This window comes from Bifidobacterium sp. LH_558, assembly GCF_056356295.1.
This window is the reverse complement of the sequence record NZ_JBKETZ010000002.1, coordinates 213,547-230,946: the sequence shown is the minus strand read 5'-3', so window position 1 is coordinate 230,946 and position 17,400 is coordinate 213,547. Positions and strand designations below refer to the sequence as shown.

Annotated in this window: 12 protein-coding genes; 7 read left to right on the top strand and 5 right to left on the bottom strand. The window is 63.5% G+C overall.

What is annotated here, in order from left to right; genetic code table 11:
- Positions 1–82 precede the first annotated feature (82 nt).
- Both AC1AV0_RS03785 and AC1AV0_RS03780 read right to left on the bottom strand, forming a co-directional pair.
- A complete protein-coding gene (locus AC1AV0_RS03785; protein ID WP_476571248.1) occupies positions 83–1,429 on the bottom strand; it encodes an ATP-binding cassette domain-containing protein in 1,347 nt (448 codons plus the stop codon).
- Positions 1,426–2,886, bottom strand: a complete 1,461-nt coding sequence (locus tag AC1AV0_RS03780; RefSeq protein ID WP_476571246.1) for an ABC transporter permease — start codon at positions 2,884–2,886, stop codon at positions 1,426–1,428. Before AC1AV0_RS03780 ends, AC1AV0_RS03785 begins: the two co-directional genes overlap by 4 nt.
- 499 nt (positions 2,887–3,385) lie before the next feature.
- On the opposite strand from AC1AV0_RS03780, the gene AC1AV0_RS03775 reads away from it, so the two are divergent.
- The 7 genes from AC1AV0_RS03775 (at position 3,386) to AC1AV0_RS03745 (ending at position 11,531) form a co-directional block, all read left to right on the top strand.
- Positions 3,386–5,122 (top strand): FTR1 family iron permease, encoded by a 1,737-nt coding sequence (locus AC1AV0_RS03775; RefSeq protein WP_476571629.1) that lies wholly within the window; start codon positions 3,386–3,388, stop codon positions 5,120–5,122.
- Positions 5,123–5,178: 56 nt separating this feature from the next.
- Entirely contained in the window at positions 5,179–5,817 is a 639-nt protein-coding gene (locus AC1AV0_RS03770) for an iron transporter (protein ID WP_476571245.1), read from the top strand.
- A gap of 205 nt (positions 5,818–6,022) precedes the next feature.
- The gene (locus AC1AV0_RS03765) at positions 6,023–7,294 is read left to right on the top strand and encodes a Fe-S-containing protein (protein ID WP_476571243.1); all 1,272 of its coding nucleotides are present in this window, start codon (positions 6,023–6,025) and stop codon (positions 7,292–7,294) included.
- 9 nt (positions 7,295–7,303) lie between these two features.
- Positions 7,304–8,602: an ABC transporter permease gene (locus tag AC1AV0_RS03760; protein ID WP_476571241.1), complete on the top strand. Its 1,299-nt coding sequence runs from the start codon at positions 7,304–7,306 to the stop codon at positions 8,600–8,602.
- A gap of 221 nt (positions 8,603–8,823) precedes the next feature.
- Complete coding sequence (locus tag AC1AV0_RS03755; protein WP_476571239.1) at positions 8,824–10,011, top strand: ABC transporter permease; 1,188 nt, start codon at positions 8,824–8,826, stop codon at positions 10,009–10,011.
- A 2-nt stretch (positions 10,012–10,013) separates the two neighbouring features.
- Positions 10,014–10,817: an ABC transporter ATP-binding protein gene (locus tag AC1AV0_RS03750; protein WP_476571237.1), complete on the top strand. Its 804-nt coding sequence runs from the start codon at positions 10,014–10,016 to the stop codon at positions 10,815–10,817.
- Between the two features lie 183 nt (positions 10,818–11,000).
- On the top strand, positions 11,001–11,531 hold the full coding sequence (locus tag AC1AV0_RS03745) for an FMN-binding protein (protein WP_476571627.1): 531 nt from the start codon (positions 11,001–11,003) through the stop codon (positions 11,529–11,531).
- A 91-nt stretch (positions 11,532–11,622) separates the two neighbouring features.
- On the opposite strand, the gene AC1AV0_RS03740 is transcribed toward AC1AV0_RS03745, so the two are convergent.
- The 3 genes from AC1AV0_RS03740 to AC1AV0_RS03730 form a co-directional block, all read right to left on the bottom strand.
- Positions 11,623–12,345 carry a TetR/AcrR family transcriptional regulator gene (locus tag AC1AV0_RS03740; RefSeq protein ID WP_476571235.1) on the bottom strand — a complete coding sequence of 241 codons (723 nt, stop codon included), beginning with the start codon at positions 12,343–12,345 and terminating at the stop codon, positions 11,623–11,625.
- Between the two features lie 78 nt (positions 12,346–12,423).
- Positions 12,424–14,586 (bottom strand): YhgE/Pip domain-containing protein, encoded by a 2,163-nt coding sequence (locus tag AC1AV0_RS03735; protein WP_476571233.1) that lies wholly within the window; start codon positions 14,584–14,586, stop codon positions 12,424–12,426.
- Complete coding sequence (locus AC1AV0_RS03730) at positions 14,583–17,369, bottom strand: YhgE/Pip family protein (RefSeq protein ID WP_476571231.1); 2,787 nt, start codon at positions 17,367–17,369, stop codon at positions 14,583–14,585. Before AC1AV0_RS03730 ends, AC1AV0_RS03735 begins: the two co-directional genes overlap by 4 nt.
- Positions 17,370–17,400: the final 31 nt, after the last annotated feature.

Genomic DNA, 17,400 nt, shown 5'->3' with positions numbered 1-17,400 from the left:
GTATGCAGAAGGCTCGGTCCGTTATGTTGGACCGAGCCTTCTGAGGTTGTGGATGGCGTAGGCGGCGGGGTTGCGCCCGTCGTCAGACGCGGATGATCTGATCGGCGGTGTCAGCGACTTCCTGATCGGTGGTGACGATGATCACGCAATGCTTCGGATCGCCGCTGTGCGCCAGCTTGGCCAGCGCCTTCAGCACCGTCACGGCTTCGTCATCGTTGAGTCCGCGGGTCGGCTCGTCGAGGATCAACACCTGCGCTTCGGTGCTGATGGCGCGGGCGATGGCGACCAGACGCTGCTGCACCAGCGGCATCGTGCCGATCGCCACACCGGTGGTGGCTTCGTCGAAACCGACCTGGGCCAGCAGTTCGCGGGCGATCACCGGCTTGGGCTTGAGGAAGTTGCGGTTCGAGGCCTCCATCGCGTACAGCACGTTGCCTTCGGCGTCGAGATCCGGACGCACGGCATACCGCTGCGGCACCAGGCCGAGGCGATGGCCGCGCAGCTCGATGGGTTCCAACTCCTGCAGGTTCGCGCTTTTGTTCATCACCGCGCCGGAGGTCGGCAGCGTCATGCCGCTCATCAGCCCCATCAGCGCGACGCGTTTCGTGTCCGTGGGAATGTCCATATCCTCGTCGCCGACCGGCATGACGGCGTAGGTGTGGCCCGCATGGCAGGCGAAATCCACTTCGCTGAGAATGTCGACTTTGCCTTTGGCTCCGGCCAGCGTCACCTTGTTGAAGGAGAAGGTGGGGTACGACTTGAGCAGAATCGCATCCTCGCTGCCGCTGATGATCTCGCGGTCGATACGCGAGGCGAGCGAGGTGGCAGGTTCCGCGGCCGCGGCATGGTCGACGGGGTGGCCGTCGACGGTTTCCGCCTCCGCCTCGGCGTCTTGTTGCGCCAGTTTCAGCGTCTCGTCGACGCGACGGGCGTTGTCCGCGGTAATCTGCGCCGATGAGCTGTGCGGCACGGCAAAATCCTCATCGAGGGAGGATTCGCCCTCGGCTTCCGTTTCGGCCGCGGCGGCTGCGCTCGCGTCCGCTTCGTCGGCGATGCCGGCCGGGATGGAGAAATCGTCGGTGAGGCCAAGCGCGTCAAGACCGTCGGCCGGCGCGGGCTCGTCGAAGGCGACAAGATCCTCGTCCGCATCCTCGTCGAATACAATGCTGAATTCGACCGATGCGGGTTCTTCTTCGATCTCTTCGCCGGTTTCGGTTTCGTCCGCAGACTCGACGTTGGGTTCGTCATCCTCGGTTGTCGCGTCAGCCGTGGGCTCCTCGGCGGATTCTCCCGCGGCGTCCGTGGTGGGCTCCTCGGTTGCCGTAGACTCCGTAGCGTCCGTGGTTTCGGGGGCTGCTGCGGCGGTTTCGCCGTCCTTCAGATTCTCGTCCATCGCGTTCTCCTCGTTCGTCAGTTCGTTCTCGCTCATGCCTGGGCCTCCGTATCGGCGTCGTCGTCATGGGTGGGGGAGTCGGTGGCTGCGGGGATTTCCGCGGCGAACAACTGCTGCGGCGTGAACGCCACGGTGCGCAGCGCGGTCACGATGGCGATCGCCAGAACAGCCCCCAAACCAAGCCATATGGAATGCCAGATCAGGCTGGATGTGGCCGGCGTCTCATACGAGACCAGAGCGGATCCGATCGGCTTGGCGAGGAAACCGCCCGCCAGCACGCCGACGGCTAGCGCCGGCAGCGTGACGATGAACACCTCAAGCATGAACTGCCATCCCAGGCGTCCGCGGGTCACTCCGGACGACAGGGCCATGCCGATCTCATCGCGGCGGGAGCGGACGCACACACCCGTCAGAGCCAGCGCGAGCACGGCCACACCGCCGACCGCGGCCAGTGCGATACCCGCCACGCGGGCGGTGGAGGCGGCGTTGGTCAGCGGCGTAATCGAGGCGTCGTAGGCCTCCAGCGAAGGCGAGGACACCTCATAGCCGTCCAGCTCGCCGGTGTCCTTCACGGCGGTGACGAAGGATTCGTAGGAATCGGAGGTGCCGACGTTGAACAGCACGTCAAGGTCGGGGATCGCCCAGCCGCTTGCGCCGTCGCTGGAGGTCGGGTCCAGTCCGGCGTTGGAGAAGGAGGGGTAGTTCGTGTAGATCGCGTTCTCGCGGTTGCGCGCGGCGGTCACCGGATTGTCGGTGCTGGCTTCGGCCACGTATTCGTAGATGCCGCGCACGGTGAGCTCGTAGGTGGTGTCGGCGTCGGACGCGGTGGCCACTTCGAAGGTGTCGCCGACTTCCAGGCCGTTCTCGTCGGCGAAGGCCTGCGAGATCAGCGCGCCGGTGGTGTCCGTGGTGCTGGTGCTGTAGTTCAGATGCTTGCCTTCGATCACCTTGTAACGGCCCATATCGTTGGCATGCGCCGCGTCCAGCGTGTAGAACGCGCGCCAGATCAGCGCGCCGCCGGTGGTGTCGTCATCCTCGCCGTCGACGCTGCCGCCGGAGAGCGCGGTGATGCCGTCGGTCGCGCGCACGGGGACCGTCTCGGTGACGGTGAAGTCGTAGCTGAGCCCCGCGTTCTGCGCCGCGGTGGCGAAAGTGGTGTAGTCGGTCCAGGTTAGATACTGTTCCGTGGATGATGAGTCAGTCGCGGAGACCTTTTCCCATGTGGCCGCGTTCGGGCGGATGGACGCGTTGGCGGTCTGCTCGGCGCGGGTGGAACCGGTGGCTTCGGTGTTCTCCTGCACGATTGCGGCTGCTGTCATGGTGCCGAAAACAACCACTAATACGATGGCCGCGGTCGCTGCGGAGCGCCCTTTATGGCGCATCAACGCCGACCAAGCGTTGCTGAGGACGAACATGCGATACTTCTCCAGTTCTCGTGCGGCGGCGACGCAGCCGCCAGCGGTCAGGACTACGCCACCACTATGGTCGCGCATTGTGTGCGTTTTCTTGTGCGTTACTGTTATACCTCTCAGCAAAACCTGAACGCTTCCTGAAAGCCAGGGTGTGGCGTGTGGTCCGTCGCGGCCATGCTGATGGGTGCCTCGCGTAAATCTGATCGCTGAGATTGAGTCAGTGGCAGATATTACGGAACTGCGCCGTTTGCCGCGTAAATTCCGCCGATGACTTTTGGTCAGCGGCGCAAATTATGGAGGTTCGCCGTTTCCCGCGTAAATTCCGCCGCCGGCCCCGTCCACAATGCGAAACGCTGGCTGGCGATGACCACAATAAGAGACGCTTCGGTGGCCATCGCCGACGGCCGAGGGTCAGTCAAAGTGCGGTACAACGCTTTTTCACGGGCGAAACCGTCGCTTTATACACCAAGAAAATCAGAAAAACAAGACTGTTGTTCAACAATTTTTTTCTCTATCGTGAGGCTTTGGACTTCCCAAAGACGCAACCTGATAAGAGAGAGGAACAGGCATGTCTGCACGCATGGCGACGGCATCCCGCGGCACCGGCCGCGTGACGGCGAAGCTGGGCGCATGGTTGGCGCTGATGGTGGCGGTGCTGATGATGGCCGCGATGATGACGCCGGCGACGGCCCACGCGGATGAAGACGATGCCGACTACGACTCCTGGAGCGCCATCGCCGACGCGATCGACGCGCGTCTGGCCGAAGGCTCGCAGACCTATAAGGACGGCGACCGCGCCGGAGCGGCGGCCGACTTCAGCGCCGCGCTCAACGCCATCTATGTGGCCTCCAACTTCGCGACCGTGACCAACGACACCATCGGTGCGGAAACCTACCAGTCGCAGACCCAGCAGTTCCGCTCCATCCAACAGCTGGCCTACAAGCAGGGTTCCGAAGCCGACATCGATACGCAGACCGCCGCGCTTAGCGCTGAACTCGACACCACCGCGGCCACACTCGACGCCAATACCGAACTCGCTAAGCCGCGCGACTACGCCAAGGCCCGCGAGGAGAAAACCAAGGCCGAACGCGAGGTGCTCGACGCCAACAAGGTGAACAAGAACACCGGCCGCGGCGACCGCTCGTGGAGCGACGTGGCCGCCGAAATGAGCGAAATCCTCGATCAGGCGCTCGAAGACGCGAAAACCGACGGCACCAAGGGCTCGGACGGCGTGAACAACGCCTACTACCAGTACTACGAGAAGCTCGGCTTCGAAAAGAACGTGATGAACGCCATCGGCGGCGACCGCGTCTCCAAGGTGGAAAGCACCTTCAAGAACGCGCGCAAGGCCATGGTCAAAGGCGAGGACGCCACCCAATACATCGAAGACCTGAAAACCATGCTCGTCGAAGACGGCGCCGAACTCGACGGCGGCGCGGGCGAGAACGTGAGCGGCTTCACCAAGTGGGTCACCAGCTCCATCGGCCAGGCCTTCCTGATTCTCGTGCGTGAAGGACTCGAGGCGCTGCTCGTCGTGGCCGCCATCATCGCCTACCTCGTGAAGTCCGGCAACAAGCGCTTCACCAAGTGGATCTACCTCGGCGTGGTCGTGGGCCTGATTGGCTCCGGCATCGTCGCCGTGATCTTCACGCTGCTCTTCGGCGGCTCCGGCCCGGTGCAGGAGACCATGGAAGGCGTGTGCGCGCTCATCGCCATGTGCATGCTGCTGTGGACCAGCAACTGGATGCTCAACAAGTCCAGCGTCGAGGCGTGGAACCGTTACATCCGCACCAAAACCGAATCCGCGGTCGCCGCGGCGAACACTTCCGTGGGCGCGGCCGAGAAAACCACGCTGGGCACGGTGGTCTCGCTCGCCATGCTGAGCTTCCTCGCCGTGTTCCGCGAAGGCGCCGAAACCGTGATCTTCTACCAGTCGATCTACTCGATGACCCAGGATTCGCAAGGCATGTGGATCGGCGGCATCGCCGCGGCCGTGGCGTTGGTGATTGTGTTCGTGATCATCCGCTTCACCTCGGTGAAGATTCCGATTGGTCCGTTCTTCCTCGTCACCAGCATCCTGATGTCCGTTCTGGTCGTCATCTTCGCCGGCGGCGGCGTGCACGCGCTGATCGAAGGCGATGTGCTGGGCGGCATGTACCTCGAAGGCGTGCCCACCAACGATTGGCTCGGCTTCTACCCGTACGTCGAAACCCTGGTGGCCCAGGCGCTCGCGGCCGTGGCCGTCATCGCCCTGTTCGTGGTCGGATTCGTCAAACAGCGCAAGGCCAAGGCCACGCTCGACAAGACGGCCGCCTGACCCACCCCACAAGTTTTCCCCTATTCAACACATAAGGAAAAGAAAAGAGAAACATCATGTTGAAGAACAAGAAGCTCGCCGCCCTGCTTGGCGTTCTGCTCGCCGGTTCGATGGCCTTCTCGCTGTCCGCCTGCGGCAACACCAACACCGCGTCGGACACCTCCGACACCGCCGACACCTCCACCACCACGGAGGACACGGAGGCGGATGCGGCCGATGAGGCCGGCTTCGAAGAGATCCCGATCGGCACCGACCAGGAGGTCGGCGTGCTGAACGTGGCCGCCGTCTACTTCCAGCCGGTTGATATGGAACCGGCCGGCATGGGTCTGTCCGCCGCCGAGTCCAACCTGCATCTCGAGGCCGACATCCACGCCCTGGCCGACAACAACCTGGGCTACGGCGAAGGCGACTTCATTCCGAAGCTCACCGTCGACTACACCATCTCCAACAAGTCCGACGGCTCCGTGGTGCAGGAAGGCACCTTCATGGAGATGAACGCCTCCGACGGCCCGCACTACGGCGCGAACCTCGCGCTTGACCAGGACGGCGAGTACACGCTGACCTTCACCATCCACTCCCCGGAGGAGAACGGCTGGCTGCTGCACGTCGACAAGGAGACCGGTGTGACCGGCAGCTTCTGGACCGAACCCCTCGAGGCCACCTTCGACTGGGATTACACCGTGCATCAATGGTGAAATCCGAATAATAGAGAGCCCAGTGGGCTCTCTATCGGATTTCAAGCGCGCCACAATTTCGGCGCGCAACAATGATTAGCTAGTGAACAGCTACGGTTGTCGAGAACGATAACAGCTCTCGGTTAGGGCACTTCACGTCCAAATACGTGAAGTGCCCATCACCGTACTCAGGGCTATCTTGCGATAGTCGAACCAAAGGAGACGAATGCTGGGGCAATATGTGCAGGCGCTGCCGGGGATGCTCGGCCCGTGCTTGCTGGTGATGTGCATGAGCGTGCTCCTCACCGTGGGCGAGGGGCGTGACAAGCCCGTCAGTGCGCGCTGGCGTCTGGCCGGCCTGCTGATTGGCCTGACGGGCGCGGTCGTGTTCGCCGCGCTGCGTGCGACGGCCGTGGTCGACCGTCGTTCCACGGTGAACCTGCCGACGCTGATCGCCTGCGTCATCTTCGACGTGCTGATGATCGCCGTCGTCCTCGCCGCCCGCAAACTCACGCGCGACTGGCATCGGCACGCAATCGCCCTGCATGCGGCCAATGCCGTGGCGGCGGCGGGCATCGCGTTCACCACGTTCTACAGCACGCCGGACGTGATCCTGCAGCTGACCAACTTCGTGGAGCCGGACGAATCCCCCTTCACCTCCGAAATGCTGCTGCGCGCGCTGGGCTTCGCGCTCGGCATCGGCACCGCCGTCGTGGTGGCGGCGATTTTCCGCACCATGCGGTCGACCGCCGTGCGCTTGTCCTTCACCCTCGCGGCCCTGCTGGTGGTGGTGCTGAACCTCATCCACCACCTGACCGAGCTGTTCGCGCTGATGATGAACATGCTCATCCTCGTGCTGCATGGCCCGGCCTTCCGCACGTTGATCCTGTTCCACAACCACACCACGCAACTGACCATCGCGCAGGCGCTGGTGTTCATCATCCCCGCCGTGGCCTCCATGGTGGCGGGCTTCCGTATGCCGAAAACAGGCGCGAACGAAGCCATCGTCCGCTCGCATATCGCCTTCAAGCGCCGCGCCAAGGCGGCGGCCGTGTGGAGTCTGATCGCGATGATCGCCGCAACCGTCTCGCTCACCTGGGGTGTGTACGAGAACAACAAAGTGCCCGAACTCTCCGAGCCGGAGCCCTATTCGCTGCAAGACGGCGTGGCCACCATCACCTTCGACCAGGTGAGCGACGGCCATCTGCACCGCTTCGAATACACCGCCGAAGACGGCACCGTGATGCGCTTCATCATCATCAAAAAGAACGGCGGCGCGTACGGCATCGGCCTCGACGCCTGCGAAACCTGCGGCGACGCGGGCTACTACGAGCAGGACGGCAAAATCATTTGCAAGCGCTGCGACGTGGCCATCAACCTCGCGACCATCGGCTTCAAGGGCGGCTGCAACCCGGTGCCCTTCGACTACACGGTGGGCGACGGCGAGATCACCATCCAGACTTCCACCCTCGACGCCCTGTCGGCGCATTTCCAGTAAGGAGGCGTGATGTTCTTTCTGCGAATGATATTCCGCTCCTTCAGCAGGCAGCTGCGCCGCCGCCTGCTCATCGCCGTGACCGTATGCCTGTCGGCCACCGTGTCGGTGGCGATGCTCGGCGTGGTGTTCGACGTGGGCGACAAGCTCAACGCCGAACTCTCCACCTACGGCTCGAACATCACCGTGCAGCCCAAATCCGACGCGGTGATCTCCGACCTGTATTCCACCGAATCGGACATAAGCGAATCCGACCCGACCTCGTTCCTCAACGAGTCGGACGCGGTGAAGATCAAAACCATCTTCTGGGCGTTCAACATCACCAATTTCGCGCCTCAGCTCAACATCCGCGCCTCCATCGGCGAGACCAGCGTGCCCATCGTCGGCACTTGGTTCAACAAAACTTTGCAGCTCGAAACCGGCGAAACCACGGTGGCGGGCGTCGAAGGCATGCGTTCGTGGTGGACCGTTGAAGGCGAATGGCCCGAAGACGACACCGCGCAGGGCATGATGGGCCGGGAGCTCGCCGAACAGTTGGGTGTGGGCGTGGGCGACACGATCACTCTGACCAAGCAGACCACCTCCGGGAACGCCCACACGCAGGAGCTTGAAATCGTCGGCATCTACGATTCCGGCGACGAGGAGAACGGCTCGCTGTACATGCCCTCGTCGGTGGCGCAGATACTCGCCGACCTGCCCGACAAGGTCGACAAAATCGAGGTCAAGGCGCTCACCACCCCCGAAAACGACCTGGCCCGCCGCGCCGCGAAGAACCCGGCCGCGCTCAGCCAGGAGGATTGGGAGACGTGGTATTGCACCGCGTACGCCTCGTCCATCGCCTACCAGATCGAGGAGGTGATTCCGGGCGCCGTGGCCAAGCAGGTGCGTCAGGTCGCCTCCCTGCAGGGCGACGTGCTCACCAAAACGCGTGCGGTGATGATTGTGATGACCGCGCTGAGTCTGCTCGCCGCCGCCATCGCCGTGGCGAACCTGATGGCCGCCTCGATTGGTGAGCGTTCGGCCGAACTGGCGCTGCTGAAGGCCATCGGCGCGACCGACGGCGCGGTGATCCGCCTGATGCTGATGGAAACCGCCGTGATTTCGCTGGCTGGCGCGCTGGTCGGCGCGGGATTGGGATCCGCCGTCGCGCAGCTGATCGGACAGGTGGTGTTCGCGTCGGGCATCACCATGCGGCCGATGGTGTTCGTGCTCGTGTTCGTGCTGCTCACGCTGACGATTCTGCTCGCGTCGGTTTCGTCGATGCGGTCGATATTGCGGGTACGTCCGGCGGAGGTTCTCCATGGACGCTAGGTCTGCTTGTATGGCTCGACCGCAGCTGCGGTCTCGGTCACAGACGATCCACTGGATCGTCTGTCCGCGGAGGTGTTGCATGGACGTTAAGACCCGCTCGTTAATCTCGACCGCGGCTGCGGTCTCGGTCACGAACAGTCCACTGGACTGTTCGTCAGCCAAAGTCCTCCACGGTAGGTGAGTTTGGTATGCAAGTCTCGACTAATTTTTCGAATCGTAGGATGTTTTTCACGATGCTGTTCGGCGCGGTGTTCCGCCGCCGTTCGCGCGCGCTGATGGCGGTGGTCGCCTCGCTGGTGGGGGCCGCGACCCTGTTCTGCCTGGCCGCGATCTGCCTGACCGTGCCGCAGCAGATGAACGAGGAGATGCGCTCGTATGGCGCGAACCTCATCGTCACATCGCAAACCGGACTGGACGACGCCACCGTGCGGGCCATCGAAGACGAAGTGAACGATGTGGCCGAAGCGCGCGCCGCCACCTACCGCTATGAGACGGTGCGCATCAACTCCGCCCCCTATGTGCTCGCCGGCATCGACGTGAGCGAGGTGCAGGCGTTGAACCGCCACTGGAGCGTGGACGGCTCGTGGCCCAGCGAAGGCAATGTGCTGGTCGGCACCGACGTGGCCGAGGCGATGGGATTGGAAGTCGGCTCCACCATCACCATCGGCTACCGCGATGATGCCGATACGAGTGCATCATCCGACTCTGACACCGACTCGGTGTCCGGGCAGATGCGCGACGGCCGCGTCTCCACCGACATTCTCGAAACCGACGGCGTGGACTATCGCGTCGCCGGCATTCTCGACACCGGCGGCAGCGAGGACGAAATCGTCTACGCCATCGCCTCGGACGTCGATGCCATCGCCGGCGAACGTGGACCGGACGTGATCGAATTCTCATCCAGCGCCGGCGACGAACAACTGAGCACATTGGTCTCCGCGCTCAACGGCAACACCGAACTCGGCGTCTCCGCGCAGCAGGTCACCAAAATGACCGCCTCCAACCAGCGCATCATCGCCATGCTGCAAACCCTGTTCTGGATCGTCTCGCTGGTGGTGCTGGTGCTCACCCTCGTCGGCGTCTCCACCACCATGTCGTCCATCGTCTCGCAGCGACGCAACGAAATCGGCCTGCGTAAGGCGCTCGGCGCTTCGTCGGGCTCGGTGGCGGCGGAGTTCTTCGTGGAATCCGCGCTATACGGTTTGATCGGCGGCCTGGTCGGCATGGGATTGGGCTACGCGCTCGCCCGCGTGCTGTGCGAGAACGTCTTCGAACGCACGCTGGCGTTCAACGGCTTGCTCGGCGTGGCCTCGGTGCTGCTGAGCATGCTGCTCGCCGTGATCGCCTCCGTCTCCCCGGTGCGCCGCGCCACCCGCATCGACCCCGCCGTCGTCCTAAGAGAGGAATAATCATGCTGCTTGAATTGGATCATATTTCGAAAATCTACGGCGACCTGCATGCGGTCGACGACCTGACGCTTACCGTGCCCGCCGGCCAGTGGCTCGCCATCGTCGGCTCGTCGGGCTCCGGCAAAACCACCCTGATGAACATGATCGGCTGCATGGACACCCCCTCCAAGGGTTCCGTCAGCCTTGAAGGCCGCAAGCTGGAGGATCTCAACGCCTCGCAGCTGGCCGACGTGCGCAAGAACATGATCGGTCTGGTGTTCCAGAAGTTCTATCTCGTGCCGCATCTGACGGCCGTGGAGAACGTGATGGTTGCGCAGTACTACCATTCCGTCGTCAACCAGCAGCAGGCGCTGGATGCGTTGGATCGCGTGGGATTGAAGGACCGCGCGCACCACCTGCCCGGCCAGCTTTCCGGCGGCGAGCAGCAGCGCGTGTGCATCGCCCGCGCGCTGATCAACTGCCCCAAGCTCATCCTCGCCGACGAGCCCACCGGCAACCTCGACGAGAAGAACGAGAAAATCGTGCTCGACCTGTTCCGCCAGCTGCACGAGCAGGGCACCACGATCATCGTGGTGACGCATGACGCGCTGGTCGCCAGTTGCGCCGACCGCCAGATCATGCTCAACCACGGCGTGCTCGTGGGTGAACAGTGGAACAACGCAGCCGCCCGTGAGGCCTACGAGGCGGCCGGCGGCAAGCCCGCCTTCACCGGTTCGACCGCCGAAGGCGCGCAGCACGACGGCGACGCCCCGGTCGCGTTCGCAAACCCCACCAAGGCGGCGAAAACAGGTGACGGCATCGCCTGATGCATCGATGCCGTCATCCTGAGCGGAGGCTTCCAGCCGGAGTCGAAGGATCTCGGTTGTGGGATTCCTCGACTACGCTCGGAATGACGGGTGGGATGCTCGGAATGACGGGTGAGGTGGAACATGGCACATGATGTTGGGATTGGAATGAATAAGGTGGAAGCTATGAACGACGAGAAGGAACTGAATCCGAAATCCACTGTGCGCGTGGCGACGCTCGCCGCCGCTTCGCTGGTGGTGGCCGGCGCGCTGCTGGCCGGTTGCGGCGAGCCGACGGCCACGCCGATGGACGACGAATACGCGGGCAACTCCGGTGAAACCGCCGAATCGCAGGCGCAGAACTCAGGCGGGTCGGATGCTGATTCGAGCGACGGCGACGCTGATTCCTCCGACGAGGAGAAGCAGGACACCGGCGTCTACGCCGACGGCACGTATTCGGTCAACGGCCAGTACGGCCCGATCGGCGAGGACACCATCGACGTGCATGTCACCATCACCGACGGCGCCATCGATAATGTGGAAATCGTGGGCCATCCGTTCACCACGATCTCCCAGAACCATCAGGACGCCTTCGCGGAGGCCATCAACGGCGTGGTGGATGGCAAGCCGCTTAAGGATCTCGAGGTCGACACGGTGGCCGGTGCCAGCTGGACCACCGACGCTTTCAATGAGGCGCTGAAGGTCGTGCGTCAGGAGGCTTCGGTCAGCCAGTAGAGCCGGTAAGGACCGTAGCGGCGGCGCAAAACCCGCGCGGTGCGGATCGCGCAAGCCGACGGCTATGCGTCGGTGACCGGCTGGTTCGGTTTTATGCGGCGATGGTGGGCCAGATCAGCGCACTGATATTCCCGGCCCACGCGTCGTCGACCTCGCCATGCAGGGTTTCGCAGGCGATCATCGATCCCACAATCGTGACGAACAGAAAATCCACGTCGATTCCGGGGCGGAACGCGCCCGACTGCTCGCCCTGCCGCACATACTCCCGCAGGCGCGCCTTGGCCGGCATCACCACCTGTTCGATGATGCCGCGGAAGAACGGCCCCTCGCTGGAGAGCACCATGCCGACGGCCTTGATGCCGATGCCGGAATCGAAGCGACGCACCACCTGCGCCATCATCCGCGTGAAATCCTCCTGCGTCGGTCCGAACTCGCCGGGCTCCTGCAAGCCGTCGAGCTGCCAGGAGCGCACCGTGTTCAGCAGGTCGTCGGCGTTGCGGTAGCGGCGGTAGATGGTGGTTTTCGCCACGCCGCTCACACGCGCCACCTCCTCGATGGTCACGCCGCCGATGCCCTTCGATGTGGCAATCTGCAGCGTTGCCCGCGCGATTTTGCGGTCGGTGGCCTCGCGGGTGCGTTCGCCGCGCCGCTCACGCGCGCGCGAGGGGGTGGGGCCAAGCGTGGGTGCCGTGGACGCTGCGGATGCTGTGGTGGCAGCGGATGCCACTGGCGCGGCGGGCGTCACAGGAGCCTCGGGCGCAGACGCAGCAATGGAGTCCATCGTGGAGTCCATCGCGGAATGCCTTGCGGTCATCTTCTCTCCTTCACGTATTCACATATGAGTCATGGGCTAAATGCGCCAGTCTCGCCGTCGAGACAGGCGCAACCACCGTCATCCGATGAGCTTGGTGCGTTCCAGCTGTTCCGAAATCCAACGGTTCAGCCCGGTCAGCGGCTTGCGCAACACCAGCCCAAGCAGCAGAAGCGGCAGCGTGAACGCCAGCAGAATGCCGATCTCAACCCAGAAATCGTTCTGGTAGATGCCCGCGATCGCCGCGCGCATGGCGCGTATGGCGTGCGTGATGGGCAGGAACGGGCTGATCGCCTGCATGAAGTCGGGCAGCACCTGGATGGGGTAGGAGCCGGCCGAACCGGATACCTGGAACACCAGCAGCAGCATGCCGATCGCCTTGCCGATATTGCCGAAACTCACCACCAGCGTGTACATGATGAACGCGAACAGCAGTCCGCCCACCCAGCCGGAGAGCATGAACAGCAGCGGATGCACGGCCTGCACGCGTAGGAACAGCAGGCTGCCCGCGCAACTGACCGTGCTTTGCAGCAGCGAAATGGCGGCGAAAATGCCGAAATGTCCCAAGAACAGCTGGTTCGAGCTCGGGTCGCCCAATTCTTTGCGGCGGCGGCGCGAGACGGTGGTTTTGACGGAGAGCAGAATGAGGATGGAGGCCGTCCACAGCGGAATGAAGGTGTAATAAGGCGTCATGGAGGAGCCGAAATTCTCCACCGGATACACGGCCTTGCGCGTAAGCGTGACCGGCGCGGCCAATGACGCGGCCAAGGCCTCCGTGTCGTCGCCGAGCACGTCGCGCACCTGGCTCATGTCGCCGCTGGCCAGCGCCTGCGACAGCTTCGTGTTGAAATCCGCCAGTTTGCCGCCGGCCGTACGCAGCTGGGAGATGGTGGAGTCGAGGATCTCGCGCATGTCTGCCAGCTGGCTTTCGGCGGACGTTGCGGTGCCGTCGAGCTGGTTCAGGGTTTGCGTGAGCTGGTCGGCGTCCTCGCCGAGCAGGGCCGAGGCGTTGGCTACCGTGCTGGAAAGCTGGCTGATTTGCGGGGCGATGCTGTTGGTGAAATCCTGCTTCGCCGTGCCGATGGAATCGGTGGCCTGGGTGATGATCTGCTGGATCTGCTCGCGTTTGGCCGCCGTGTCGGAGGCGCTGGACTCGACTTGGTCTGCCGCGCTGTCCAAGGTCTCGCTCAGGGAGTTGAGCTGTTCGATGGCGCGCGTGAGCGACTGCGCGGCGGTGGAATCACCATATCCGGCGTCCTGCAGCGAGGTGAGGATGGACTGGTACGTCTGGGCTTGCGAGGCGACGGCGTCGGACTGCGAGCGCAGGGCCTGCGCCACGGCGGAGGCGTTGCCGGCCGCGTCGTCGAACAGTGTATCGACGCTGCTGGAGACGGATTTGAGGCTGTCGGCGCTGGCCTCAAGCGAGGATTGCACGGTGCTTGCGCTGCCGCTCAACGCGTCGGCCACGCTGGTGACGCCCTGTTTGGCGTCGGACAGTTGGCCGCGCGTGTCGGTGGCGGCCTGGGCGGTCTGCTCGAGCAGTGCGGACGAGCTGGAGAGCAGGTCGTCCGCGGAATCGACCAGTGTGCCGATGGTCTCGAGGGTATCGGCCGCGCCGGTCAGCTGAGTGGAGAAGTCGCCGATATTGGCGGTGAAGCGGGTGAGCATGGCTTGCGCTTCGGGGTCGTCGAGCCGGTCGGAGAGTGCCGAGATGATGTCCAGCGCGGTGCTGGTCATGGTCTGCGCGAAGGTCGTGTTGATCTCATTGGCCACTTCGTCGGCGCCCTGGCCGGTGATGTTCGCCGACAGCGCGCTTTTCTTCTCGTTGCGCAGGTAGGTGAGCTGCGCGTGGTCGGCGTCGTCGGAGAAGAAGGTCATCATGTCGGCGCTGAAGCTTTCCGGAATGATGATGGCCGCATAGTATTCGCCGGATTTAGTGCCTTCGATGGCTTCGCTTTCGGTGGTGAAGGTCCAGTCGAGCTGGCTGTTGGCGCGCAGGGCGTTGACCACTTGGTCGCCGACGGAGATTTTCACCGGGATGAGGTCGGATTGGTAGCCTTCGTCGTTGTTGGCCACGGCGAATTTCATGTTCTTCACGTTGCTGAATGGATCCCAGCTGGCCGCGATGTTGAACCAGGCGAACAGGCTGGGGATGGCCACCAGGCCGATCACGATGATGATGGAGACGACGTTGCTGGTGATGCGTTTGACGTCGCCGACGAACAGTTTCCACATAACCCTCATGCCTCGCTCCTTTCAGTACGTTCGGTGGCTTGTTTCTCGGTCCCGTCCTGAGTGGGGCGGGCATTTTCTTCGTCACCCTGAGTGGGGGTGGCATTTTCTTCGTCATCCTGAGTGGGGCGGGCTTCTTTTTCTTCGTCATCCTGAGCGAAGGCGAAGCCGGAGTCGAAGGATCTCTCCTGCTGGGATTCCTCGACTCCGTCCTCCGGACTCCGCTCGGAATGACGGGTGGTGGATTCGTGTTGCGTGCTTCGCATGGAGCGCTTGGGACGCCGCTTGCGCCGGCGCTGGGCGAAGGTGGCGCGGATCTCCTCGTCGCTTAGGTTGCCGAGCGCCACTTGGCGGCGCAGGCTGTCGTGCATGAATTCCACGACTATGAGGAACAGGATGACGATCAGCACCCATATCGCCCAGGTGCCCAGCACCACGAGTTTCGCGCCCGTGGTCAGAGAGAAGGTGATGGACAGTATGGCGGGGACCACGAATCCCACGATCAGCGCGCCGTGCTTCAGCTGGGGGTACAGCGCGGTGAAGCGCGCCGCCCGCGTTTCGATGGCCGTGCGGTATTCGTCGCGGTCGGCCAAGGCCTGCACGATCTGGGAGATGCGGTACTCGTGCCCCTTGAGCAGCGTCGGCTCGCCGTTGAGAATGTCGCTTTCGGCGATTTCGCGCGCGAACAGGCGGTTGAGGTTCGCCAACAGCGGCCGGATGTACAGTCCCACGACGAACGAAAGCACCGCGAACAGCAGCAGCCGCGCCAGACTGGCCACCCACGTGGTGCCGTAGAATCCGGCGATGGTTTCGCGGAAAGCGTCGATCGCGTAGGTGAAGGGGAAGAAGGGGTGCAGGTTACGGAAGAAATCGGGCATCATTTCGATGGGATACATGCCGCCCGCACCGGGGATCTGCACGATAATCATCACCATAATCAGCCCTTTGCCCACATGCTGGAATGTTGCGGCGAGCATATAGGCGACGGAAATGTACACCAGCGAGGCGATGACGCCGGTGAGGATGAAGGCGGCCGCGTTCACCGTCTGCACGCCGATGATCAGATCGCCGACGGTGGCGATAACCCCCTGCGCGGCGGCCACGATGGCCAACAGCGCCCACCGGCCCAGATACGCCTGCGTGACGGTTAGGCCCTCGATGCCTTCGTCATCGCTTTCCAGTCGAATCAGCGCCACCAGCATGAACGCACCGGCCCACAGCGCCAGATTGGTGAACAGCGGCGCCATGCCGGAGCCGTAGGAATTCACCGGGTAGACGGTTTGGGTGTCGAGCACGGTGGGGGAGAGCATGAAGTCCGCGACGGCGTTGACGTCCAGATTGCCGTCGCCGCCGAACAGTTCGGAAAGCAGGTTCGAGGTGGTCAGCGCGCTGATGTCGGTGATGGTGGTGTTCAGCCGCGTTTCGAGCCCTGCCAGCGAGGTGTCGGTGCGGTCCAGCGCCGTGCGCGCGTTGGACACGGCCTGGTTCACCTGGTCGAGGATCAGGTCGGCTTGGTCGAGCAGGGTGGATTGGCTGGCGATCTGCCCGCCGAGCGTGCCGGCCGCGCCGCCGAGCGTGTTCAGCCCGGTATTGAGCTGGGGCAGCGCACCATCCATGAGATTGCGCCGTGCGGTCTGCGCGTTGGCCAGGGTGCTTTGCGTGGACGAGTTGAGATTGTCGGCCAGAGCGCCGGTGTCGGTGGCGGTGGTCCCCAGCGACGTGTTCAACGCGGAGAGCGAGTCGATGGCCTCGCTGGTGCGCGCGTTCGCCTCGCGCAGCTGGTCGGCGATGTCGGAATGCTCGGGGAACGCCGTTTCCAAATCGTCGATGGTTTGGTCGAGCCGGTCGTTGACGTCCTGCAGGGTGGCCAGCGCGCCTCCCACATGCCCGTTGGCGGTGGTGATGCTGCCGGCGAGCGTGGAGACTGTGCCGGTGGCTTGGGCGGTGGCTTGCGAGAGCAGGCTGTTGCTTTGGTCGAGCGCCGACGAGGATGTGGAGACGAATCCGTTCAGCGAGGTTTGCGTGGAGGCGATGAGACCGGAGACGGCGGTCAGACTTTGGCTCGCGTCGCTGCCGAGCTGGCGTGCGGATTGCAGCGCCTGCTTGGCGCTTTGGATGTCGTCGGGAGTGGTGCTGGTCTGCTGGTTGAACGTGGCGATCGCGTCGCGTGCCTTGCCGAGATTGTCCACCACCGTGCGCAGCGCGGACACCGTGTTTGAGCTGGCCTCGCCGGCCGAAGCGGAGATTTCGTCGTTGGCGTCGTTCAGCGCTTGGGTGACGACCTCGCTGACGGTGGAGACGAAGGCGGAGTTCACCTGCTGGTCCACGGTGTTGGCCGCCGAATCGGTGACTTTGGGGGCGATGGGGCTGGTTTTCTCGTTGACGTAGTATTCGAGCTCCGGGCGCTCGCCGTCGCCGCTGAGCAGTGCGGCCAGCCGTTCGCTGAAATCCTCGGGGATGATGATGGCGGCGTAGCTGTCGCCGGATTCCACGTCGGCCATGGCCTGTTCGGCGTTGGTAAAGCGCCAGCCGATATCGTGGTTTTCGCCCAGCTGGTCGACAATCTGGCTGCCGAGATCGACCTCGCCGAGGGCTTCGGTGGTGCTTCCGCGGTCGTTGTTGGCCACCGAGATCTGCAGACTGGCGGTGTTGCCGTACGGATCCCAGAAGCCGATGATGTTGACCCACGCGTAGAACGACGGCAGCACGGATAGGCCGAGGATGATCACCCATGCGGTAGGCACCTTGATCAGCCGCAGAATATCGCGCTTCAGTATGGCGAGGATATTGCCCACGATTCCCCTTGATCGATATGTTCGCTACGTT